This is a genomic window from Pseudomonas sp. P135 (assembly GCF_020312125.1).
In the GTDB taxonomy this organism is placed as follows: Bacteria; Pseudomonadota; Gammaproteobacteria; order Pseudomonadales; family Pseudomonadaceae; genus Aquipseudomonas; species Aquipseudomonas fragariae.
In genome coordinates, this window is record NZ_JAGPYR010000013.1 from 50,150 (window position 1) to 74,562 (window position 24,413).

Genomic DNA, 24,413 nt, shown 5'->3' on the forward strand with positions numbered 1-24,413 from the left:
TATTTTCAAGGCCTTACGTTTAAAGGACCCGTCATGAATATTCAGCAATCCAATATCACCAGCAAGGCCCCCGTCATTACCGAGATGCAGGTTGTGCCCGTGGCCGGCCATGACGACATGCTGCTCAACTTGAGCGGCGCGCATGGCCCCTACTTCACCCGCAACGTGGTCATTCTCAAGGACAATGCCGGGCATGTCGGTGTGGGCGAAGTGCCTGGCGGCGAGCTGATTCGCCAGACGCTGGAAGACGCGCGATCGCTGGTCGTCGGCAGCAGCATTGGCACCTACCAGAAAATCCTCAACCAGGCACGCAAGGCGTTTGCCGATCGGGACTCCGGTGGCCGTGGCTTGCAGACGTTCGACCTGCGCATTGCCATTCATGCGGTCACCGCGCTGGAAGCGGCGCTCCTCGACCTGCTCGGCCAGCATCTGGAAGTACCGGTTGCGGCATTGCTGGGCGAAGGTCAGCAACGCGATCAGGTTGAAATGCTCGGTTACCTGTTTTATGTCGGCGACCAGCGCAAGACCGATCTGGCCTACCGCAGCGAACCCGAGGCCGACAACGACTGGTTCCGTATCCGCCATGAAGAAGCACTGACGCCGCAGGCCGTGGTGCGCCTGGCCGAAGCTGCACATCAGCGTTACGGCTTTCAGGACTTCAAGCTCAAGGGCGGCGTGTTGAGCGGCGACCAGGAAATCGAAGCGGTGACGGCGCTCGCCGAACGCTTCCCCGACGCGCGCATTACGCTGGACCCGAACGGCGCCTGGTCGCTCAAGGAAGCGATCCGCCTGTGCCGCGATCAGCATCATGTGCTGGCCTACGCCGAAGACCCGTGCGGCGCGGAAAACGGTTATTCCGGTCGTGAAGTGATGGCCGAGTTCCGCCGCGCTACCGGCCTCAAGACGGCCACCAACATGATCGCCACCGACTGGCGGGAAATGGGTCACGCCATTCAGTTGCAGTCGGTGGACATTCCACTGGCCGACCCGCATTTCTGGACCATGCAGGGCTCGGTACGGGTGGCGCAGATGTGCAACGAGTGGGGCCTGACCTGGGGCTCGCACTCCAACAACCATTTTGATATTTCCCTGGCGATGTTCACCCACGTGGCCGCTGCAGCGCCGGGCACTATCACGGCGATCGATACCCACTGGATCTGGCAGGACGGACAGCGTCTGACCAAGGCGCCGCTGCAAATCGTCGGTGGCAAGGTCGAGGTCCCGAACAAACCGGGGCTCGGTGTCGAGCTGGACATGGACCAGCTGGCCAAGGCTCATGAACTGTACAAAGGCATGGGCCTGGGCGCTCGCAATGACGCAGTGGCCATGCAGTTTCTGATCCCGGACTGGACATTCAACAACAAGCAGCCTTGCCTGGTGCGTTGAATCGGTCCGACATTCGCAGTTGACTCGCCGCCTGTTCAACCTCTGGCTGGCACACGGCGCGCAACCCCCTTGCGCGCCGTTTTTTTTAATCGAATTAGGCTTCCAGAAGCGGCATGCTAATGTCCCGTACTGTCCAGTGACGATTAGACCGCATGCGCCACCTCGCCCGCACCCGCCCTCGCCTTACCCTTGCCGCTCTGGTCGGCCTGACCGCCGGCATCGCCTGGTCCTGGCTCATCCCTCACTCGACACTGACCCAGAGCCTGCTGACTGGCTGGGACACGGGAGTATGGCTTTATCTGATCATGATTTTCATCCGCACGTTGCGCAGCGACGCTGAGGATGTGCGGCGAGTCGCCATGAGGGAAGACGAAAACGCAGGCGTCATTCTGGTCACGGTCTGCGTTGCGGCACTGGCCAGTCTGGCCGCCATCATTTTTGAAATCGCCGGCAGCAAAGGCCTTTCCAACGACGCCAGAATGCTTCACCACGCCTTCACCGGCCTGACAGTCATCGGTTCCTGGCTGATGATCGGCGTGATCTTCAGCCTGCATTACGCACGCATGTTCTACACCTGGAAAGGCAAGGAGCCCGCACTGGCGTTTGTGGGCGGTGAAAAGAACCCCGATTACTGGGACTTTCTGTACTTTTCGTTCACCATCAGCGTCGCGGTGCAAACCTCCGACGTCGGCGTAGCGACGCGCGAAATGCGCAAGGTCGTGCTCGGCCAGTCGTTGATCTGCTTTGTGTTCAACACCGCGATTCTGGGCTTTTCGATCAATATCGCCGCCAGCCTGTTCAATTAGCGTTTGCCTTGAAAAACAATCCCATCAAGAGGCCTTCAGACAATGACCCCATTGAAAATCGCGGTACTCGATGACTGGCAAAACGTCGCCAGCACTGTAGTGGACTGGTCCGTGCTCGGCTCAATGGGCGAGATCAGTTTTCTGCATGACTACCCTGCCGATACATCGACCATGGCGCGGCGCCTGCGAGACTTCGACATCATTTGCGTGATGCGCGAGCGAACCCTGTTCGATGCGACATTGCTCAGCCAGCTGCCGGCGCTGAAACTGCTGGTCACCGGCGGCATGCGCAATGCGGCGATTGATACCGCTGCGGCCAAGCGTCAGGGCATTGTCGTGTGTGGAACAGAAAGCTATAAGCATGCGGCACCGGAGCTGACCTGGGCGCTGATCATGGGCATCACCCGCAATCTGGTGGCCGAGGCCAACGCGTTGCGTGCCGGCAATTGGCAGGTCGGGCTGGGCAGCGATCTGCATGGCAAAACCCTGGGTATTCTCGGCCTGGGCAGTATCGGTAAGTGGATTGCCCGCTACGGGCAGGCATTCGGCATGAAGGTCATTGCCTGGAGCCAGAACCTGACACCAGAGGCTGCTGCCGAGTCCGGCGTCACTTATGTCAGCAAACAGCAATTGTTCGAACAGGCCGATGTGCTGTCGGTGCACCTGGTGCTCAGCGATCGCAGCCGCGGCCTGGTGGATACAGAAGCACTGAACTGGATGAAGCCGGGCGCTTATCTGATCAACTCGTCACGCGGCCCGATCATCGATCAGGCCGCGCTGATCGAAACATTGCAACAGCGCAGAATCGCCGGCGCAGCGCTGGACGTCTTCGACCTCGAACCGCTGCCGGCCGACCACCCGTTCCGCACCCTGGACAACGTGCTGGCGACCCCGCACATCGGGTACGTCACCGAGAACAACTACCGGACTTTCTACGGGCAGATGATCGAAGACATCCAGGCGTGGCATGCGGGGTCGCCCATTCGGGTGTTTGGCTGACGGGCCCTGCAACATCAGCCTGTAACCTATGGATGCCACGCTGCTCCTGGGCGTTGCGTATCAGCCGCTTTAAAGCCTGATCAAGGGCCGCGCTGTCGGCCCTCGCTTCCAGGCCAGTAAACGACCAGTGCTTCGGACAGAAAAAGGCCATAACCGAATTAACCGGCCAGACTTTTGCTGCACGGGAAATGAGTTCTATACGAACCTGCTCGTCCAGTGGACAATGTCCGGGATATAGTTGCACGCTGAGCCCGAGCATCAATAAACAACAGAAACATGGAAACAGTCGCACAATCGCTCAATTAAGTTTCCGACATGTTTATATGAACACTGTCATTCCATAAGTTATCGCCTGCCTCGAGATTCATTCTCCTGCTTCATCAGGCGCAGCCATTTTTCGCACAGACTACTGAGACACCCGATGAATATCCGCTCAGCCAGGCCACATGACAGCCTCATGGCAGCTAACGAGAAACCTGTCACGGCAGACAGGACCCCACAGCCGGCGAGCGCTGGCACGACGGCTGCAACTTCGGATACGCAGACGAAACTCGATACCTACACCCCCTCCGACAGGCGCTCCGCTGAAGCAGCGGAAACGTCGCCGGTCTATACCAAGGCCATGCTCAATGACGTGGCCACTGTCAAAGACAACACGACCTCTGCCGAGCCAGATACAAAAGTCCAAGACAAAGACAAGGTTTCCGCTTCCGAGCCCGTCAAAACCGCCGAGCCCGTCTTGCGCGGGGGAGCCAACGTCAATCCTGATGATATCGCCACACCTGCCGCTGCCACGAAGATGATTCAGGACCTGAAAGCGATTGGAGGCGGAACCTTGCGCTTTCAGATGACGCACGATCAGATCAAGGACAGCAGGCAGTTGGATAAGCTCAGAGCATTGCTCAGTGAAGGGGGCAAACAGGGTGTAAAAGTTCAGTTCACGTTCCGCGACGATGCGAACCAGGGCAGCGGAAACGTGCTGACGGGGGACAAATTGAAGGAGGCCGCGGCCGACATCAGTACCATTGTCAAACGGTTTGGCAGCCGCACCGGGTTTGTGCTGGATACTTTCCATCAGGGCGGTAAAAGCGCAAGTCAGGAATGGGCTGACATGCAGACCACGTTAATTAAATCCGCACGCGATGCCGGTTATAAAGGAAGTATTATTGTCGAGGACAGCAATTGGGGAGGTGGCCTGACCGCAGGTCCGCAAAGCGGCCTGGTCAAGTTTGCTGTTCAATTAAAAGCTGCCAATGGCGACGACAACCCTGCCCTGATTGGCAGTTTTCATGTGTACGCCAGAGAAAGCGAAGCCTCTTCGCGACTCGCCAGCCAGATCAAGGCATTGAAAGAGGCTGGCTATAAATTCCAGATTGGCGAAGTGGGTAATGCCAACCTGACAGCAAACAATACCTTCCAGCAAAAGGACGCCGCCACCAACGCCTTGCGGGATAATATGAGCGCTCTCAAAGCCGCCGGAGCGGATATTTTGCCCGGCAAGGAACAGTTCCAAGGGGGCAAACTTCGCCATCGTGCCGGTTTTTCAACGGCCGATCAGTACTGATGATGCACGGCCGCGTGTGCGCAAGGGCCGGTGCCCATGACACACGCTGCTGAACCTGCCCTTGAAAGGGTCAAGCTTTCTCCATCAGAACCCGATACCGGCACACGGCATCACAACGTATAGGCAATCCCCACCTGCACTGTCCGTGGAGCCCCCGGATAGGCATAGACATTGCCGAAAGAGCCTTCCTCATAGTCTGTGTCGAACACATTCTTCAGGTCCAGATTGAGCTTCACGTGCGGGTTGACCTTGTAATAGGCCAACAGGTCAAACACTGTATAGCTGTCCATCGAGAAAGAGGTGTTGGCTGTCCGCCCGGCGCGCTGGTCGACATAGCGACCGCCGCCGCCCAGGCCCAGACCACGCAGGGCGCCGTCCTGAAACTCGTAGACGTTGAGCAGGCTGAACGTTTGCTCGGGAATGTTCATCAACCGTGTACCGGAGCGTAGCGTGTTGTCCTTGGTGACCTCGGCGTCCACGTAGGCGTAGCTGCCCATTACCCGCCATTGCGGAGTCAGGTTGCCGACCACGTTCAGGTCCAGGCCGCGACTGCGCACCTCGCCCGCCGCCACACTGAACGTTGAATCGAGCGGATCGGTGGTCAGCACGTTACGCTTTTCGATCTGATAGATCGCCGTGTCGACACTCAGCTGCCCGTCCAGCGCTTCCCACTTGGTTCCGACTTCATAGGACTTGCCCTCCTCCGGCTTGAACCCGCCACCCAGTCGGCTGGCACCGCTGTTGGGCTTGAACGAGCGAGCGGTGGTGGCGTAGACGGCAAGGTCGTCGGTCAGGTCGTAGCTCAGGCCGAGGCGCGGTGTGACCGCGTTATCGCTGGCAGTCCAGCTGCTGGTGCCGGGCAGGAAAGAATCGTAATCATGTTCGAAACGCTCCAGACGCACACCGCCCAGCAGCTTCAGGCGCTCGGTCAGGGCCACCTGGTCCTGTACGAAGGCAGCCCAGGTCTTGAGGTTTTCCTTGTCATGGGTGGTCGTTCGGGTCAGTGCCGGACGAGCCTGGCCGTAGACCGGATTGAAGAGGTCGATCGGGTAGGCAGCTACTGCACCGCTGGAACGTTGAATGATCGACTTGTAGTCATAATCTTCGTACTCGACACCGGTCAGCAGCGTGTGCTCGAAACCGCCCGCTGAAAAATGCCCGGTCAGATTCAGCTGCACATCGCGATCGGTCCATTCCAGCTTGCGATAGTTGAAGTTGCGCCCGAGCGTGCGACCGTCCGCCGCCAGCCCGTTGGCCTCGATGGCATCGCCCTGCAGGGAGCCGTCAAGGATCTGTAAGCCACCGCCCAGCGTCCAGTCCGGGTTGAGGTCATGCTCGAAGCGCAGCTGTGCCATGTTGTTATCGTTATGCAGCTTGCCCACACTCTTCTCGCCGAAGAACGTGTCGCGGGAAGCGGTGCCCGTCTGGTTGGCATACCGCGTCAAACCGCGATCCAGCGGCGCGTTGTTGCGCATGAAGTCGCCTTCGAAGGTGATGCGCGTGGCGTCGTTGACCTGCCAGCTCAATACTGGCGCCACGCCATAGCGCTCGGTTTCGACGTGGTCACGGAACGTATCGCCGCCCTCACCCACCACATTCAGGCGATAGGCAAACCGGCCTTCGTCATCCAGTGGCCCGGAGGCATCCAGCGTTCCGCGCTTCATGCCCTGATCATTGAGCTGACTGCCCAGCGTCACGGAAGGCTCGGCCAGCGGCTGTTTGGAAAGCACATTGAAGGTGCCGCCCGGATCGCCGCGACCATAGAGCGTGGTGGCCGGACCACGCAGCACCTCAAGACGCTCGATGGTGTTGGCGTCCGGCATGTTCGGATAACCACGATTGATCGGGAAGCCGTTGCGATAGAACTCGCCGGTGGTAAAGCCGCGCACCGTAAAGGTGGTCAGCCCCTGGCCGCCGAAGTTGTTGGCTCGCCCGACGCCACCCGCGTAGTCGAGAGCATCCTGCAAACGTGTGGAACCGATGTCCTCGACCGCTTCGCGGGTCACGACGCTGACCGATTGCGGGGTTTCGTGCAACGAGGTATCGGTACGCGTTGCGCTGGCGGAGCGTGTGGCCCGATAACCATCGACCGGCCCTTGTGCCGTTTCGGCATTGGCGGCGCCCTGGATATCGATATTCTGCAGCTCCATGGCAGGCTGGACGCCAGGCACCTGATCGGCCCAGGCAGTTTGAGAGATAGCCTGGATAACGCAAAGTGAAACGAGAGTACGACGCATCGACATACAGCCCTTGGCAAGAAACCAGGCCTCTTGGGACCTGGCAGGATTTTTTTGCGAATAGTACAGATTCGTATTAACGCCTGATACAAATTCCCAAAAAATACTCTTGCCAAGGCCAGGTATGCCGCTTAGCCAACGTGGCGATAAACAGGCAAACTGAGCTCATTACTCCTTACCAGAGAACCCACGATGCCCCTTTCCCACAAGCCTGCCGATCCTCGTTGCGCCTTGCTGGTGATCGACATGCAGTACGACTTCATGCCCGGCGGGCAACTGGCGGTGGCTGACGGCGATGCGCTGCTGCCGTTGATCAATCGCCTGGGTGCGCGCTTTTCCCAAGTGGTCATCACGCAGGACTGGCACCCTGCCGGGCACATTTCCTTTGCTTCCAGCCATGCGCAGCGCCTGCCGTTCGAGAGCATCACCCTGCCCTACGGTCCGCAGACGCTGTGGCCGGATCATTGCGTACAAGGCAGTCACGGTGCGCAGTTGCATGCCGACCTCGACCTGCCTCACGCGCAACTGGTCCTGCGCAAGGGCTGCAATGCGCATATCGACAGTTATTCGGCATTTCTGGAGGCAGACCGTACAACCCGCACAGGGCTGGCCGGGTACCTGACCGAGCGCGGCATCGATACGCTGTTCGTGGTCGGGCTGGCGCTGGACTTCTGTGTCGCCTGGTCAGCGCAGGATGCACGCAGTGCCGGTTTCAACACTTTTGTGGTGGAAGACGCCTGTCGCGCCATCGACATGAACGGCTCGCTCGAGCACGCCTGGAAGACCATGCTGGGCATGGGTATCGAACGCGTTCAGAGCGCCGATCTGCTGGGCTAGACCGACACATTCTGCCAACTGGCTCAAACAATTCTCGATACGCCCCGCCGCTGGCGAACGACAGCGCGCGGCGCCTGTCTGAACCATCGGCCCGACATTGCCCCGGTCGGTCCATTTCATCACTGGCGCTGAGGACGTTGTATGGACCACGAAGTAGATGGCAAGACCCCCGGCCTGTCAGCCGAGGAAGAGCGCGAGATCGATGAGAACCAGCCGCCCCGCGCGGCGGTGTTGCACGAAACCATTCGCATGCAGGGCGACCACGAACTGGAGCGCAGCGTAGCCGCGCTGTGGTGGTCGGCATTGGCTGCAGGACTGACCATGGGCCTGTCGCTGATGGCGATGGGTTTGCTGAACTCGCGCCTCGAAGGCATCCCCGGCAGTCATGTGATCAGCAGCCTCGGCTATTCGGCAGGGTTTCTGGCGGTGATCCTGGCGCGTCAGCAATTGTTCACGGAAAACACCATCACAGCTGTGCTGCCGGTCATGAGCAAGCTGAACCTGGCCAACATCGGGCGGCTGCTGCGCTTGTGGGGTGTGGTTCTGACCGGCAACCTGGTCGGCACACTGCTGGTTGCCTATGTCATGCTCAACCTGCCGATTTTCGATACCAGCACCGACAAGGCGTTTCTGGAAATTGGCCACAAGGTCATGGAAAACGACATGGCCCAGATGTTTTCCAAGGGCATCGTCTCGGGCTGGATGATTGCGACCATGGTCTGGATGATCGCGTCGATGGAAAACGCCAAGATAGCGATCATTGTGCTGATCACCTACCTGATGGCGCTCGGCGACTTCACGCACATCGTGGTGGGTTCGGCCGAAGTATCCTATCTTGTATTCGCAGGTGAGCTGGGCTGGAAGGATTTCTGGTTCGCTTTTGCAGGCCCCACCCTGGCAGGCAACATTATCGGTGGCAGTTTTATTTTCGCCTTGATCAGCCATGCGCAGATCCGCAGTGAAAAAGACACCACAGAGAAAATGGAGCGCGACCGCAAAAACAAGGAAGAAAAACGTCGCCTGGAGAAAGCGCAAAAGCTCAAGGAAGCGGATTCCACGGCAAAGCGAGAAATATGATCCCTATCATTAAACTTTCTTTCAGGAAACGCGGCGGGTTTTAAAGGCAGAATGACTCTTTGAACGCATCTATTCAGGCAGGGACCATGACCCGAATTCTGGCAATCGAAGATGATGCCATCACTGCAAAGGAAATCGTGACCGAACTCAGCAGCCACGGGCTGGAAGTGGACTGGGTCGACAATGGCCGTGACGGCCTGGCACGTGCAGTGAGTGGCGATTATGACCTTATTACCCTGGACCGCATGTTGCCGGAGATGGATGGTCTGACCATCGTCACCCATTTGCGTGCCCAGGGCATTTCCACGCCGATCCTGATGATCAGCGCCCTTTCCGACGTGGACGAGCGCGTTCGCGGCCTGCGTGCCGGAGGGGACGACTATCTGCCCAAGCCCTTCGCGTCGGATGAGATGGCTGCGCGCGTCGAGGTGTTATTGCGACGCAGTAACCCGGTCAGTGCCGCCAAGACGGTATTGCAGGTTGCCGACCTGGAACTGAACCTGATCACCCGGGAAGCGTGTCGCGGCGGCGAGCCGCTGACCCTGCTGCCCACCGAATTCAAGCTGCTTGAGTTTCTGATGCGCAACAGCGGACAGATCATCACCCGAATGATGATTTTTCAGGAAGTCTGGGGCTACCACTTCGATCCGGGCACCAACCTGATCGACGTTCACATCGGCCGTCTGCGCAAGAAGATCGACCAACCCGGTACCGCACAGCTCATTCAGACCGTGCGAGGATCCGGCTATGTCATTGCCGAACCCGTCTGACGGCTGGCGATCATCCACGAGTCGATTACTGGCGCTGTACAGCTCGCTGTTCGTAGCCTGGAGCGTGATTCTGCTTGGCGTGCTGTATTGGGAGGTGACGTCTTATCTGGACACCCTCGCCCGCCAGTCGCTCACCCATCGCCAGCAACTGTTTTCGCGCTTCGAGGGCCAGGGCCTGGTGGACGCTCTGGCCACCAGCATGACCTTCGATACCCGTTCGGTGGATGCCTACGGTCTGTTCGACGAGAACTTCCGCCCGGTTGCCGGGCCTATCACCAGCGTCCCGAAAAACCTGCCTATCGACGGCCAGATTCATGTACTGAACGATTGCATCGAATCGGATGATCCAGGCATGCCGCAAGGCAGTTGCGATGCGATCGTCAATCGCACGTCGGACGGCCGCTGGCTGGTGCTGGTTCGCGAGAACGGCTCTCTGTTTGCGGTGAGCACGCTGATCCTGCATGCCTTGCTGTGGGGCATCTCGCTGACCATTATTCCCGGTGTTGCCGGCTGGCATTTACTGCGCCGCAGGCCGTTGCGGCGTATCCGCGCGATCCAGGCCAGCGCCGAATCGATCATCGCCGGCGACATGGCCGGCCGTCTGCCGGTCTCCAACAGGCGCGATGAACTGGACATGCTGGCGGTGATCGTCAACGCCATGCTCGACCGTATCGAAAAGCTCATGAACGAGGTCAAGGGCGTTTGCGACAATATCGCCCATGACCTGCGCACACCGCTGACCCGCTTACGTGCGCAGCTTTACCGTATTCAGCAGCAGTCAGCACACGATTCGACCCATGCCACGCAGATTGCCCAGGTCATCAGCGAAGCTGACACGCTGATGGCACGCTTCCGCGGACTGCTACGCATTTCCGAGCTGGAAGACCGCCAGCGGCGCTCGGCATTCGTTGAACTGGAACTGCGTCCGTTGCTGCAGGAGCTACATGATTTCCACCTGCCGCTGGCTGAAGAAGACCAGATCACCCTGATACTCGACCTGCATGAACCGCTACCCACTCTGGTAGGCGACCGCGCTCTGCTGTTCGAAGCACTGACCAACCTGCTGGGCAACGCAATCAAGTTCACCCCGGGCGGCGGAATCGTCAAAGTCAGCGCCTACCCTGCCCCCGGCGGCACCACGCCGTGCATCGAGGTGCAGGATTCCGGGCCTGGCATCCCCGTCGCCGAGCGCGCGGCTGTCTTTCAGCGCTTCTATCGCAGTGAGGCCGGCACCGAGCAAAGCGGCTTCGGCCTCGGCCTCTCCGTAGTGGCCGCAATCGTCAATCTGCACGGTTTTACACTGCAGATAGGCACCAGCGAATACGGCGGCGCAAGTTTGCTGCTGGAATGCCGCACGGTGAATACGCTGGCCTGAGACTCAGGCACTTTCCAAGCCCTTGATTGCACGATCGTGCCTGCTTTTTGACGAGATTAACGCGTCTGGCTCAAGGGTTTCGGCGATTTCGATATTAATCTGGCGCATTCTGCCAAGCGCAAATTCGTAACTAGATGTTTCAGATTCGCACCTGGCTTGACCGTTTCAGCACGCACAAGTTCCCCTCAATAAATGCGCTTTTCAGGCTCCATACGGCGCTTTTCCCCGATTAAAACCTTCTATTGCCAAAACGATGATGGCCAAACGCCAAGGCACAATGTGAACAGCCAGACATTTTTATGACGTCAGTGACTTGTCGCCATGCTGGCACTGCGTTATCTATGTCCGGGCAAGCACAGTTCCTGCGGTAACGTTTCCGCTGCACCCAGAATAATAACTCACCGGATTTCGCCACTTACCAGGCGAGGCTTTGGCATGGCTGCCGAAGCAGAGAACGCTGCACTAATTGCTGGATCAAATTTTAGCTGGGAGGCTGTTATGGGCGCACAATCGAAGATTCTAACAATCGGTAAGTACAAGGTTTACGCCGAGACTTACTGGAAAGGCAGCGACGCCAAGACCATTCTGCTGGTCAACGGTGCACTGTCGACCACGGGCTCTTTCGGGCAGACGGTCAAGTACTTGCAACCGCACTACAACCTGGTGCTGTTCGACCTGCCGTTTTCGGGGCAATCCCGAGCGCACAACCCGGACGACATGATTGTCAGCAAGGAAGACGAAGTAAACATTCTCCTGCAACTGATTGATCTCTATCAGGTAAACCACCTGTTGTCGGTCTCCTGGGGCGGTGTATCGGCCCTGCTGGCGCTCTCCGAATGTCCTCCGTCCGTGGAGAAGGCCATCATCAGCTCGTTCTCGCCGGTCCTCAACGAGGCCATGCTCGACTATATCGACAACGCCCAGGTCTACCTCGCCGCACGTGAAAAACGCAAGATCGGCTCACTGCTCAACGACACCGTGGGCAAGTACCTGCCACGCCTGTTCAAACTCTATAACTACAAGCACCTGATCAGTCTTGCCGAGCACGAATATCGCCAGATCGACTTTCATATCAGCCAGATTCGCCAACTAAGCGCCAGTAACTACGTCGAGCGTTTCTCCTCGATCAACATTCCGGTGCTGTTCATCAACGGTGAAAAAGATGAATACACCACCGTTGAAGATGCCCGCATGTTTTCCAACTACATCGCCAAAAGCAGTTTCAACGTCGTTCCGGACACCGGGCACTTTCTGGACCTGGAAAGCAAGGCGGCGTGGCACCACTCGCAAAGAAACGTACTGACATTTCTGGGCACTGAAGCTACCCAGGAGGTTTGGCCCAGCGTCACCGCGATGGCCTGAAGCACTCGCCTGCGCCCGGGAAGCCCTTGCGCTTTTCCGGCGTGACGCTGTGATTCATGGGTGTTGGCTTTCTTTGATCGGGCAGTGCTATTCGTTGATGACTTTTTCCTTTGCAACGTTCCTGCGTTCGTGCTGCCGTGTTTCCGGAAATATCCGGCCGTTGCACTCCCTGTACGCCCAGCCCCATGTGGTACTGGGTTTCATCTCGCTACTGTCACTCAGCGCCTGTTCTGCAGGAAAACCCGCAGAAAAGGCGCTGGTGCGAGTCAGCGCGCAACCGGTTGCCTTACTGAACGTTGCCAGCAGTGTGACGCTGACGGGCGATATCCAGGCTCGCAAGGTGACCGAGCAATCGTTTCGTGTCTCCGGCAAGCTGATCAAGCGCTACGTGGATGTCGGGGATCGAGTGCGGGTCGGACAGGTGCTGGCCAGACTCGACGCACGCGAGCAAAACACCGAGCTGGCGTCAGCCCGTGCCGAAGTCGCGGTACGACAGTCGCGGCTGCACCTCGCCGAACAGAACTACCAGCGTCAGCACGTGCTGCTGCCCAAGGGTTATACCAACCTCAGTGAATACCAGAAGGCCCGCTCCGGCCTCGACAGTGCGCGGGGGGATCTCGCCGCGCTGCAGGCGCAGCAGGCCAATGCGCGTGATCAGGTCGGTTATACCGAGCTGTTCGCGGCAGCCGATGGCGTCGTGACGGCGCGGTATGCCGAAGAAGGTCAGGTGGTTCAGGCCGCCACTGCGATTTTCAGCGTCGCCCACAATGGCGAGCGCGAAGCGGTATTTTCCGCGTATGAATCACTGCTGCGAGCCGATCAGAAAGGTGCCGCAGTGACTGTCAGCCCCTTGGGCCAGCCAGAGACTCAGCTGACCGGCATCATCAGGGAAATCACCCCTATCGTCTCCGCTGCAAATGGCACGTTGCGAGTGCGCGTTGCTCTGCAGGGCGCCGCTGCGTCGCTCGCGCTGGGCTCCGTGGTCAGCGCTCGCTTGCAGACGCAGTCGCAATCGGCGTTCGCCCTGCCCTGGTCCGCCTTGAGCCGCACACAAGGACAACCGGCAGTCTGGCGGGTGGACGCCGAGGCCAGGGGCAGGCTGACGCCTGTCAAAGTGCTGCGTTACGAACAGGGTCAGGTCATCGTTTCAGAAGGGCTGTCCGAAGGTGATCGGGTGGTGTCCCGGGGGCTGCAGTTTCTCTACCCGGGGCAACGCGTCGAGGTCGCAGAGCGAGCGTCAGCCGAAAAAACCGTCTCACTGGCGGCGTCGGGATCTGCACAATGAACAGCTCATGCGCAGGGCCACGAACGCTATCCCGCTGCTGGCTGATCGGCATGCTGATCGTGGCGCTACCCGGCTGCCGCGACAAACCGCTTCGTGAAGTTGTCGAACGCCCGGTGCTGTTCACCGAAATAGTCGATCAGCGCAGCGCCTCTTATAGCCGCTTCGCCGGCGTCATCCAGCCGCAGTATGAAGTGGCATTGGGGTTTCGCGTCGCAGGGCGACTGGCAAGCCGGCATGCGGAGATCGGTGATCGGGTGCGCAAGGGCGATCTGCTCGCCACGCTGGAACCCGGCGACCAGCAACACCGTTTGCGTGCCCGCCAGGCAGAACTCGGCAAAGCCCAATCCGCCTGGCAACAGGCACGCGATGAATTGACGCGCTACCAGCAACTCTATGAGCGCGGTATCGGCTCGCGAGCGCGAATGGATCAGCTGGACAACGACCTGCGCACTCAGGACGCGCTGCGCAATCAGGCCCGCGTCGCGGTGCAGCAAGCCGGTGATCATGTGTCCTACACACATTTGTCAGCCGAGTTCGATGGCCTGATCACAGGATGGCAAGCCGAAGTCGGCCAGGTCATGGCGACCGGTCAGGCAGTGGTCAGTCTTGCGCGCCCGGACAGCCGTGAAGCGGTCGTCGACTTGCCACTCGGTTCGCTGGATGAACGCCACCGCATCAGAGTGATTTCGCAACTCAACGAACAGCTTTCAGTGGCCGCGGACGTCCGCCAGCTTGCGCCGCAAATCAATGCCGAGACCCGCACTCAGCGCGTCCGCCTAGCCTTGCAGAACCCTGCGGACAGCTTTCGCCTGGGCTCGACCGTCACGGTAGAGATCAGTGGCGACGCGCCGGCGTTTCATGAGCTGCCCGGCAGCGCAGTGCTGCAGCGTGACGGCACGTATCAGGTGTGGGTGATCGACCCAACGACATCGACACTGGTCCCGCGCGCGGTGCAGGTACTGGCGCGATCAGGCTCGACGGTAAGGGTCAGCGGCGCGCTGCACGAGGGCGAAAAAGTAGTGACTGCCGGAGTCAACGGCATGCAGTCCGGACAGAAGATCCGCCTGCAGCGAGAGGTCAGTTTGTGAAGGAGCGCTTCAATCTGTCGGCCTGGGGGCTCAGGCATCGCACGCTGGTCTGGTACATGATGTTCGTTTCACTGCTGATGGGCAGCTGGTCATTCCTGAATCTGGGCCGTGAGGAAGACCCTTCATTCGCCATCAAGACCATGGTCATTCAGGCGCGCTGGCCGGGTGCGACGCTGCCCGACACCCTGCAGCAGTTGACTGATCGGCTGGAAAAGAAGCTCGAAGAAATCGACGCGCTGGATTACGTGAAAAGCTACACGCTGGCTGGCGAATCGACGCTTTTTGTCTTCCTCAAAAGCGAAACCCGCAGCGCCGACATCCCTGCGGCCTGGTATCAGGTGCGCAAGAAGATCAGCGATGTGCGCGCCGAACTGCCCAGCGGCATTCAGGGCCCGGCGTTCAACGACGAGTTTGGCGATGTGTTCGGCAGCATCTATGCGTTCACCGCCGATGGCCTGTCTTTCCGCCAGTTGCGAGATTATGTCGAGCAAGTACGCGCGGATATTCGCAGCGTGCCCAACCTGGGCAAGATCGAATTGCTAGGCGCCCAGCGCGAAGTCATTTATCTGAATTTCTCGATCCGCAAGCTCGCGGCGCTGGGCATCGATCAGCGCCAGGTGCTGCAAAGCCTGCAAGCGCAAAACTCGGTCACGCCGGCCGGCGTGATGGAGGCAGGTCCCGAACGCATTGCCGTGCGGGCCAGCGGACAGTTCAGTAATGAACAGGACCTTGAGGCGGTCAATCTGCGCTTCGGCGACCGGTTCTTTCGCCTCAGCGATCTGGCGACCATCGAGCGCCGTTATGCCGATCCGCCCTCCTCACTGTTCCGCTTCAACGGCCAGCCAGCCATCGGCCTTGCGGTGGCCATGAAGCAAGGTGGCAACATCCAGGCATTCGGCACCCAGTTGCAGCAGCGCATCGACGATCTGACCACCGAGCTGCCGCTGGGCATCGACGTGCACCTGGTCTCAAGCCAGGCCAATGTGGTCGAAAAAGCCATCGGCGGCTTCACCCACGCACTCTTTGAAGCGATCCTGATTGTGCTGGTCGTCAGCTTCATCAGCCTAGGCATTCGTGCCGGTCTGGTGGTGGCCTGTTCGATTCCGCTGGTGCTGGCGCTGGTCTTCGTGTTCATGGAGTACAGCGGCATCACCATGCAACGTATCTCGCTGGGCGCACTGATCATCGCTCTGGGGCTGTTGGTGGATGACGCGATGATCACCGTCGAGATGATGGTCACCCGCCTGGAAAGCGGCGATTCGTTACCGCAGGCCGCTACCTTCGCGTACACCTCGACCGCCTTCCCGATGCTGACCGGCACATTGGTGACCGTCGCCGGTTTCGTGCCCATCGGCCTGAACTCCAGTTCCGCAGGCGAATACGTGTTCACCATGTTCGCCGTCATTGCCGTGGCGTTGCTGCTGTCCTGGCTGGTGGCGGTACTGTTCGCGCCCCTGATTGGCGTACACATCCTCAAGGCCTCGGCGCAACATGCCGCGCCGGGGCGCTGGATGCGTGGTTTCAGCCGCCTGCTGGTCAAGGCACTCGAGCACCGCGGGTGGGTGATCGGCATCACGTTGCTGATGTTCATCGGGTCGCTGTTTGCAGGCAGGTTGCTGCAGAACCAGTTCTTCCCGGACTCCGACCGCCCGGAAATCCTCGTGGATATTTACATGCCGCAAAATGGCTCCATCGAAGGTACGCGCCAGACCATGGACCGCTTTGAGGCAACGCTCAAAGAAGATGCCGATGTAGTGCGCTGGAGCTCTTACGTGGGCAAGGGCGCAGTGCGTTTCTATCTGCCGCTGGATCAGCAATTGAGCAACCCGTTCTACGGGCAACTGGTGATCGTCAGCCAGGGAGGCGAAGCGCGTGACCGGCTGATCGAGCGCTTGCGTCAGCGCTTTCGTGACGATTACGTCGGTGTGGGTGGCTATGTTCAGCCGCTGAACATGGGGCCGCCGGTGGGCTGGCCGGTGCAATACCGGGTCAGCGGACCGGACATCGAGCAGGTGCGCAGCCAGGCCATGGCGCTGGCGGCGATTCTCGATGCCAACCCCAATATCGGCCAGGTCATCTATGACTGGAACGAACCGGGCAAGGTGCTGAAGATCGACATCGCGCAGGACAAGGTGCGCCAGTTCGGTCTGTCCTCCGAGGACGTGGCGCAAATCCTCAACAGCCTGGTCAGCGGCACCACCATCACTCAGGTGCGTGACAGCACCTATCTGATCGACCTAGTCGGACGCGCAGACAGCGACGAACGCAGCTCGGTGCAGACCCTCGCCAATCTGCAGATCCCCACACCCGGCGGTGCGAGCGTGCCGCTGCTGGCGTTCGCCACGCTCAGTTACGAGCAGGAACAGCCACTGGTCTGGCGCCGCGACAGGCTGCCGACCATCACCCTGAAAGCCAACGTCCTCGGCACCTTGCAGCCGGCAGCGCTGGTCAGGCAATTGAAGCCCGACGTCGATGCCTTCAGCGCCCGCCTGCCGTTGCGCTACTCGGTCGCCACCGGCGGCGCCGTCGAGGCCAGCGCGCGCTCACAGGGTCCGATCCTGAAGGTTGTGCCGTTGATGCTGCTGTTGGTGATCAGCTTTTTGATGATCCAGTTGCACAGCGTGAAAAAACTGCTGCTGGTGGTCAGCGTGGTGCCGCTGGGCCTGATCGGCGTGGTCGCAGCCTTGTTGATTTCCGGCTATCCGCTGGGGTTCGTGGCGATTCTGGGCGTGCTGGCGCTGATCGGTATCATCATCCGCAACTCGGTGATTCTGGTCACGCAGATCGATGAATTCATTGCCGCCGGGGAAAGCGCCTGGACATCGGTGGTCAAGGCCACCGAACATCGCTGCCGACCGATTATGCTCACCGCAGCGGCCGCGAGCCTGGGCATGATCCCGATTGCCCGCGAGGTGTTCTGGGGGCCGATGGCCATTGCGATGATCGGCGGCATCGCCATCGCCACCCTACTGACCCTGTTTTTCCTCCCGGCGCTGTATATGGTCAGCTATCGGATCAAGCCACCTGCTGTTTAGCCGCTCAGATTTCCACCGGCAGGAAATCGAACAGTGCCTGCGGAGCCTCGACCAACATAATGCGCTTGAGCGGGTCCGGGCAGTCGAGCGCGCGGAACTGCTCGACCACATCGGTGTAGCTGACCACGTGCTCATGCTGGGTGTGTGGCCAGTCGCTGCCCCATACCAGCCGGCGCGGACCAAAGCTTTGCAGCAGCAACGGCAATGCCGCGCGAGCGAACGCCGCGTTCTGCTCGACACTGCCGCCCAGACGGTAGATTGCCGAAACCTTCATCCACAACTGCCCGCTCAGGCCCAACTCCAGCAAGGCCTGGAAGGCCGGATCAGCAACACCAGGACGCGCATCGGGCCGCCCGAAATGGTCAATCACCAGCTTGCAACCGAACGGCAGCAACTGCCGGATCAGCCCTGGCAGGTCAGCGACCTCGCGGTGCAGTTCGACATGCCAGCCGAGCGTCCAGATGTGTTTGAACAGCGTTTTCCATTCCGACGCGGAGAAGTCCGGCAGCGGCTTGCCGATCAGGTTCAAGCGGATGCCGACGATGCCCAGCCCGGCCATACGCTGCAACACGCCGCGACTGATGTCCGTGTCGACCACGGCCACGCCGCGCAAGCGGTCCGGAGCCTGCGCCAGGGCGTCGAGCAGAAACCGGTTGTCAGTGCCCAGAAAACTGGGCTGGACCAACACGCCGTGGCTCAAGCCATGTTCGCTCAGATTGGCCAGATAGGCGTGCACCGTCGCGTCGTAGTCCGGACTGTAACGTCGTCCTGACGCCAGACTCAAATCCTTGCTGAAGACATGTGCGTGGGCATCGATGCCCAGCATTGGTGTGGTACAGGAATCAATCATGGGTCCGTCTACAAGAAGTCAACGCGGCGCCGCAACGCCGCGGATGAGAGGATTTTCAAGCCTGCTGCGCTGCGCCCTTGTCCAGTGGTTCGGCAACCGGCGGCGTGGCCTCGAGGTTGCGCCCACGGGTTTCCGGCAGACAGAACGCAGCAATCATCGCCACGCCATAGGCAATGCCGGCGTCGATTCCGATGGCGCTGCCGAGCGACATTGACTGGCTCATATGCCCCACCAGAAACGGGAACACTGCCGACAGCACACGCCCGAAGTTGTAGCAGAAGCCCACCCCGGCACCCCGCACCTCTGCCGGGTACAGCTCGTTGAAAAACGAGCCGAGGCTGGCCGGAATGCCTGCGGCAAAGAAGCCCAGCGGAAAGCCGAGAAACAGCATCTGTGTGTTGCTCAACGGCAGCATCAAGTAGCACTGCACGGTGACCACGCAGCACAAGGCGAACAGCATGATGTTCTTGCGTCGACCAATACGGTCGATCAACAGGCCGCTGCACACGCAACCGCACCAGAAGGCAACGATAATGACCGCCAGATAGCCGCCGGAACTGAGCACGGACAGGTTGCGCTCGGTTTTGAGGAAGGTCGGCAACCAGGTCATGACCGCGTGATAACCGCCGTGCGCACCGAGGCCCAGCAAGCCACCGAGCAAGGTAACGCGCAGCAGCTCGGGGCGAAAAATCCCGGCCATCGATCTGAAGAAACTGCCCTTCGGCGCAGCGCTTTTCTGCATGCGCTGAAAACTGTCCGGCTCTTCGACGTTGCGTCGCACCCAGATGATCATCAGGGCAGGCAACAGGCCGACAAAGAACATCACCCGCCAGGCGATATCCTCCGGCACAAATGAATAAATCAGGGTAAACAGCACCACCGCCAGCCCCCAACCCACGGCCCAGGCACTTTGCACAGTGGCCATGACTTTGCCGCGGTAGCGGGACTGGATCGTCTCGGCCATCAACACCGCGCCTGCCGCCCACTCGCCACCGATACCAAAGCCCTGCAGTGCCTTGACGATCAGCAATTGGTTGAAACCGGTCACGAACGCAGACAAAAAGGTAAACAAGGAAAACCACAGGATCATCCACTGCAGCGTGCGCACCCGGCCGTAGCGGTCGGACAGCGTCCCGCCCACCCAACCACCCAACGCGGAGGTCACCAGCGTTACCGCACTGATCAGGCCGGCATCGCCCTTGGTCAGGGCAAAGGCAGCAATCAGGGCCGGAATGGCCAGACCGAACATCTGCACTTCCAGCGCGTCCAGCGACCAGCCGCCAAAACAGGCCCAGAAGGTCTTGCGCTCTTTGGAAGTGACATCGCGATACCAGCTGAACATGGCTTTTATCCTTATGGGCGTTGAACAGCTTGGGCAGGCTGCAGCGCTGTCAGCGAATTTCCACGCTGTAGCGGAAATGACTGGCGTGCCCTCGCGAACGACGCCATTCCAGAGGTTCACCCGCGTAATTGAGCGCCAGGCGTTCGATGACCACCACCGCACTGCCGACCGGAATCTGCAGCAGCCGGCCGTACACGTCGTTGACCGTCTCGGCCGTCAGGCTTTCTTGCGCACAGGCGACCACCTGACCGCAGGCGTCTTCGTAGATCGGATAAAGCAATGGCCCCTGCGTATCGAGGTCAAGCTCCAGCAATGCCTGAAACCGCGCACGTGGCAGCCAGATCTCTTCGGCCAGCACCGGCTGGCCATCCATCAACCGCAAGCGGACCATACGAATCACCGGGGCACCGGCGGCCATCCCCAGCGCCTGAGCGACCGACGAAGGCGCGTCCACAGGCTCGACGGACAAAATCCGGCTTTCCGGCACCCGGCGTTCACCCGCTTCGGTTTGAAAACGGAAAAAACGAAACAGCGAAGACTGAAACTGCGCACGACGAATGAACGTGCCACGCCCCTGCTGACGCTCCAGAATGTTGTCACTGACCAGCAGATCAATGGCCTTGCGCACCGTGCCGGTGGACAGGCAATACTCGGCAGACAAAGCCGCTTCGGTAGGAATCGCCTCACCCGGACGCCAGCGATTATTGGCAATCTGTTGCGCCAGGCTGTCGCGCAGGCGCTGATAAAGCGGTAGACGTTCGTCGCTGGAAAGCTTGTTCATTATTTTATTCATCCAGTCATCTATATGAATTTTTGAGCGGATTATTGGCACGTCGCCGTTGGGCGTCAAGGGTCAATAGTCAGGACGTCAAATCGGGGATATGAATTCAAAAGGTCCTGGTGGTGCGGAAATAGCCGGGTCAACGCTGGCGAGCGCGCCGGATGCCGATAATTACATTCACCAAAACCGGAGAAAAGGGCTGAAGCAACTGCTGAGCATCTACTTCCAGCAAGTGATTTTTTAGTAAGTCGAGAACATCATCGGTTTCTACAGACCGTTCAGCAGGATTAATGCCTGAATACAACAATGTATCAATCATCTCCTTGCGCGCCCGCACAAGACCCCGGTTCGACTCGTGGGTATCGCCTAAATTGAGCACCTTGATACTTGTGCACGCCCGAGGCGTGGTGCCTGCAACCAGACCCGAAAGCTCAAACTGCAACTCTTTTTCACATTCAACCATCAGCGGTGTGAGCGGCAGAGACTGATGGCCATGAGCGTCGTCACACCGCCCCGCCTTGGTGCAACTCGCTACAATGTTGCCGAAATCCAGCGTGCGGTGCCGCGCGATATGCTGCGCTTCGACATGCTCATTGCAAGCATTGCCTTTCTCTGTCGTGATTCTGCAGCAGCAATAGGCGCACAAGCCATGCTGCTCAGTGATACAGGCGTGGCGAATAGCATCCTTGATATCTTCATGCCCTACCAAGTCGGCGTATTTCTTTCCCTTGTTCGCGCGCTTCCATTTTTCCAGCACTGCGAGACTTCCTTTTTCAATCTTTCTCACGGCGCACTTCCAGCTTGCGAATCAGTAGCGAAGCTTTCGCCAGTTCGATGTGATTTGCAGGTAGTTCGTCAGCCAACACTCCGTAGCGAGTACGAGCTTCGTCGAGCTCCCCCTTCATCACAAAGTGCTGCAGTTCATCCAGAGCTGTTTGAATCGCTTCATTTCGAATATCGGTGTCCATGACACCCGACAGCACCTGATTAGCATCAAGGCCATAAAGACTGTCCTGCTCGCGTAACTCGCCATCGTCCATGACGTACACCAGCACATCCTTGCTGTCGCTGATGACCAACGGCGAATGCGTGGTCAGGAGGAACTGGCAATTGGGGAACGTCGTGGTGAGCTGGGCGATCAGGCTGCGTTGCCATTTGGGGTGCAGGTGCAGGTCAACTTCGTCGATCAGGACGATGCCACTGCCGTGTAATGGGTTTTCCAGCGCGGGGTTCATCATGGCGAGGCGTCTGGCGATGTCGCCGACGAGCGCCATCATCGATTTTTCTCCTTGGGACAGCTGGGATACGTTTAGCGTCTTGCCGTCTTTATCAATAGCCATATGCAAGCGCGGCTTACGCTTGACACGCAGTTTTGTGAAGCCTGGCATGAACGCCTCAACCGCAGTTCTGACCGCCGTCAACTGACGGTCACGGGACGAGGCATGTTCCCTAGTCAGTACTTTCCAGAGTTCTGTCTCAATTAAGATTTTTTGAGACAGTTCATTCAGCAGCTCCGTCGAGATGCCTGTTTCATTCTCGCTGTCTTCACGCTCCCGAAACCACTCGAAAAAGCGGCGAAAATCCACGCCACGCCCCAAGGCGTTGTCGTAGCCGTTCAATTGATCAAAGGTGTGTTTGGCGTGGACTTTGAGCGGTATCTCAATGACAGACCGCTCAACTGGATAAAAGGCCAGAAGAGGAAGAGATGCATCACTCTTGGCCGTCAACACTGAGCGGTATCCCTCTGCCAGCATACTCAGCTCGCCCAATACAGTAGACGAGGTAGCTTTGCGCCCTTTGAGAGTTCCAGCAATCTCCCAGTAAAAATCAGGCCCACAAATAAGTGAGTCGATAATCTGATCATCGTAAGCGTCAATACGAATTGAAGAAGTCGCCATGCCGTTCTGGATCGTATCCTCGTCGATCCTGATTCCAGCACCTTTCGGCGTTCTCACTCTCGCTACCAACCAGCTCAACGATGTAGCGACAGACTTGAGCAGCGTAGTCTTCCCCGCCCCATTATTGCCGACCAGCACCGTCACCTTCGACGCATGATTTTCGGTAGGCGCCAGAGCGACTTCCAGATCGCTGAAACGCCCCACGTTAACGAGCTTGAAGCTTTTGATTTCCATGAAGGTCCCTGAGGGGATTGGTCCAGAACACAATGACGGTCGGCATTATGGCACTCCTGCACGCTCCGTGAAGGCCTCGCCATAAAACGACTTACATCAAATCATCATTCCCGGAAATATCCTGTATCAACTCGCCGCACCTACTTAATGGCCGACAAAACCGTTAGCCTGCGCTGCATCGATCAAAAACCGTCTGACAGACACGCTTTCACGTCTGGCAGTCCCTGCTCAAGCGAGACTTTCATGCCCCACTCGTCCCAATCCCCGCACAACGCTATGACCATGACCCCGGCCATGGTCATGCTGTTCGCCTTCTGCTGCGGCGCGATTGTCGCCAACATCTACTACGCACAGCCGATCATCGAGCTGATTGCGCCGGACATCGGGCTGTCGAGCACGGCGGCCAGTCTGATTGTCTCGTTGACGCAGATCGGTTACGCCCTGGGTTTGTTCTTTCTGGTGCCGCTGGGTGACTTGCTGGAGAACCGCAGGCTGATGCTGGTGACGACTGTCGTCGCGATTCTCAGCCTGCTGGGTGCCGCCTTCGCCGAGCAGCCGAATGTGTTTTTGCTGGTCTCGCTGCTGGTGGGCTTCAGTTCAGTATCGGTGCAGATGCTCATTCCGTTGGCGGCGCATCTGGCTCCGGAGGAGTCGCGTGGGCGGGTCGTTGGCGGGATCATGGGCGGACTGCTGCTGGGGATTCTGCTGGCGCGGCCGATTGCCAGTCTGGTGGCCGACCATTTCGGCTGGCGGGCGGTGTTTGGATCGGCGGCCGTGGTGATGATCGGCATCAGCGTGGTACTGGCGACCACCATGCCAAAACGCCTCCCGGATCATCGCGCGTCCTACGGCCAGTTGCTGTTCTCGCTGTGGACTCTCCTTCGTACCCAGCCGGTGCTGCGTCAGCGTGCCTTTTATCAGGCGTGCATGTTCGCAACCTTCAGCCTGTTCTGGACCGCCGTCCCGCTGGAGCTGTCACGCAATCATGGGCTGTCGCAAACGCAGATCGCGATCTTCGCCCTGATCGGCGCGATCGGCGCCATTGCCGCGCCCATCAGCGGCCGACTGGCAGACGCTGGCTACACCCGCATCGCCTCACTGGGCGCGCTGCTGTTCGGCGCGCTGAGCTTTCTTCCCGGCCTGGTTCATCCAGCGTACAGCGTGATTGGCCTGGCCATAACGGGCGTAGTGCTGGATTTCTGCGTGCAGACCAGCATGGTCCTGGGCCAGCGCACGGTCTACGCGCTGGATGCCGCCAGCCGCAGCCGCCTCAACGCGCTGTACATGACCAGTATTTTCATCGGCGGCGCGATTGGCTCGGCAGTCGCCAGCCCACTGTTTGATCACGGTGGCTGGACCTGGGTACTGATCGCCGGCACGGCACTGCCGCTGATTGCACTGCTCGCGCTGCTCAGGGATCGATCCAGGCAGAATGCGTAAACGCTGCACTTTGTAACTGATTTACAGGATAATGCCGCGGCAATGGC

19 protein-coding genes are annotated in these 24,413 nt (G+C 59.2%); 13 read left to right on the forward strand and 6 right to left on the reverse strand.

Annotated features, from left to right (window positions below; all coding sequences use genetic code 11):
• The first annotated feature begins 33 nt into the window (after positions 1-33).
• From gudD to KBY08_RS18515, 4 genes are all read left to right on the forward strand, one after another.
• The gene (gudD, locus tag KBY08_RS18500) at positions 34-1,386 is read left to right on the forward strand and encodes a glucarate dehydratase (RefSeq protein ID WP_003404971.1); all 1,353 of its coding nucleotides are present in this window, start codon (positions 34-36) and stop codon (positions 1,384-1,386) included.
• A gap of 152 nt (positions 1,387-1,538) precedes the next feature.
• Positions 1,539-2,192 carry a DUF1345 domain-containing protein gene (locus KBY08_RS18505; RefSeq protein WP_003404973.1) on the forward strand — a complete coding sequence of 218 codons (654 nt, stop codon included), beginning with the start codon at positions 1,539-1,541 and terminating at the stop codon, positions 2,190-2,192.
• 42 nt (positions 2,193-2,234) lie between these two features.
• Entirely contained in the window at positions 2,235-3,191 is a 957-nt protein-coding gene (locus KBY08_RS18510; protein WP_024660430.1) for a D-2-hydroxyacid dehydrogenase family protein, read from the forward strand.
• 421 nt (positions 3,192-3,612) lie between these two features.
• Positions 3,613-4,755, forward strand: coding sequence for a cellulase family glycosylhydrolase (locus KBY08_RS18515; protein WP_032620435.1), 1,143 nt, complete (start codon positions 3,613-3,615; stop codon positions 4,753-4,755).
• A 110-nt stretch (positions 4,756-4,865) separates the two neighbouring features.
• Here the strand turns inward: KBY08_RS18515 and KBY08_RS18520 are convergent, their stop codons facing one another.
• Positions 4,866-6,992: a TonB-dependent siderophore receptor gene (locus KBY08_RS18520; RefSeq protein ID WP_024652436.1), complete on the reverse strand. Its 2,127-nt coding sequence runs from the start codon at positions 6,990-6,992 to the stop codon at positions 4,866-4,868.
• 192 nt (positions 6,993-7,184) lie between these two features.
• Between KBY08_RS18520 and pncA the strand changes: the two genes are divergently transcribed.
• The 8 genes from pncA (at position 7,185) to KBY08_RS18560 (ending at position 17,821) form a co-directional block, all read left to right on the forward strand.
• Positions 7,185-7,829: a bifunctional nicotinamidase/pyrazinamidase gene (gene pncA / locus KBY08_RS18525; protein ID WP_011268238.1), complete on the forward strand. Its 645-nt coding sequence runs from the start codon at positions 7,185-7,187 to the stop codon at positions 7,827-7,829.
• A 141-nt stretch (positions 7,830-7,970) separates the two neighbouring features.
• Positions 7,971-8,906 carry a formate/nitrite transporter family protein gene (locus KBY08_RS18530; protein WP_003404982.1) on the forward strand — a complete coding sequence of 312 codons (936 nt, stop codon included), beginning with the start codon at positions 7,971-7,973 and terminating at the stop codon, positions 8,904-8,906.
• 86 nt (positions 8,907-8,992) lie between these two features.
• Positions 8,993-9,676 (forward strand): response regulator transcription factor, encoded by a 684-nt coding sequence (locus KBY08_RS18535; protein WP_003371891.1) that lies wholly within the window; start codon positions 8,993-8,995, stop codon positions 9,674-9,676.
• On the forward strand, positions 9,654-11,051 hold the full coding sequence (locus KBY08_RS18540) for a sensor histidine kinase (RefSeq protein ID WP_003404984.1): 1,398 nt from the start codon (positions 9,654-9,656) through the stop codon (positions 11,049-11,051). The genes KBY08_RS18535 and KBY08_RS18540 overlap by 23 nt, the downstream gene beginning before the upstream one ends.
• A gap of 435 nt (positions 11,052-11,486) precedes the next feature.
• Complete coding sequence (locus KBY08_RS18545; protein WP_024639643.1) at positions 11,487-12,413, forward strand: alpha/beta fold hydrolase; 927 nt, start codon at positions 11,487-11,489, stop codon at positions 12,411-12,413.
• 97 nt (positions 12,414-12,510) lie between these two features.
• Entirely contained in the window at positions 12,511-13,698 is a 1,188-nt protein-coding gene (locus tag KBY08_RS18550) for an efflux RND transporter periplasmic adaptor subunit (protein WP_111522674.1), read from the forward strand.
• The gene (locus KBY08_RS18555; RefSeq protein WP_058822209.1) at positions 13,695-14,786 is read left to right on the forward strand and encodes an efflux RND transporter periplasmic adaptor subunit; all 1,092 of its coding nucleotides are present in this window, start codon (positions 13,695-13,697) and stop codon (positions 14,784-14,786) included. The genes KBY08_RS18550 and KBY08_RS18555 overlap by 4 nt, the downstream gene beginning before the upstream one ends.
• Positions 14,783-17,821 (forward strand): efflux RND transporter permease subunit, encoded by a 3,039-nt coding sequence (locus KBY08_RS18560; protein WP_024652439.1) that lies wholly within the window; start codon positions 14,783-14,785, stop codon positions 17,819-17,821. Before KBY08_RS18555 ends, KBY08_RS18560 begins: the two co-directional genes overlap by 4 nt.
• Before the next feature lie 4 nt (positions 17,822-17,825).
• Here KBY08_RS18560 and KBY08_RS18565 read toward each other — a convergent pair whose 3' ends face one another.
• From KBY08_RS18565 to KBY08_RS18585, 5 genes are all read right to left on the reverse strand, one after another.
• Entirely contained in the window at positions 17,826-18,671 is an 846-nt protein-coding gene (locus KBY08_RS18565) for an amidohydrolase family protein (protein WP_024639647.1), read from the reverse strand.
• A 55-nt stretch (positions 18,672-18,726) separates the two neighbouring features.
• Positions 18,727-20,013 (reverse strand): MFS transporter, encoded by a 1,287-nt coding sequence (locus KBY08_RS18570; RefSeq protein WP_003404995.1) that lies wholly within the window; start codon positions 20,011-20,013, stop codon positions 18,727-18,729.
• 49 nt (positions 20,014-20,062) lie between these two features.
• On the reverse strand, positions 20,063-20,794 hold the full coding sequence (locus tag KBY08_RS18575) for a GntR family transcriptional regulator (RefSeq protein ID WP_003404996.1): 732 nt from the start codon (positions 20,792-20,794) through the stop codon (positions 20,063-20,065).
• Between the two features lie 139 nt (positions 20,795-20,933).
• Entirely contained in the window at positions 20,934-21,581 is a 648-nt protein-coding gene (locus KBY08_RS18580) for a hypothetical protein (RefSeq protein WP_024652440.1), read from the reverse strand.
• The gene (locus KBY08_RS18585; RefSeq protein WP_111522672.1) at positions 21,568-22,926 is read right to left on the reverse strand and encodes an AAA family ATPase; all 1,359 of its coding nucleotides are present in this window, start codon (positions 22,924-22,926) and stop codon (positions 21,568-21,570) included. Before KBY08_RS18585 ends, KBY08_RS18580 begins: the two co-directional genes overlap by 14 nt.
• Positions 22,927-23,169: 243 nt before the next feature.
• Here KBY08_RS18585 and KBY08_RS18590 point away from each other — a divergent pair, with 243 nt between their 5' ends.
• Positions 23,170-24,366: an MFS transporter gene (locus KBY08_RS18590; protein WP_011268247.1), complete on the forward strand. Its 1,197-nt coding sequence runs from the start codon at positions 23,170-23,172 to the stop codon at positions 24,364-24,366.
• The last annotated feature ends 47 nt before the right edge of the window (positions 24,367-24,413 follow it).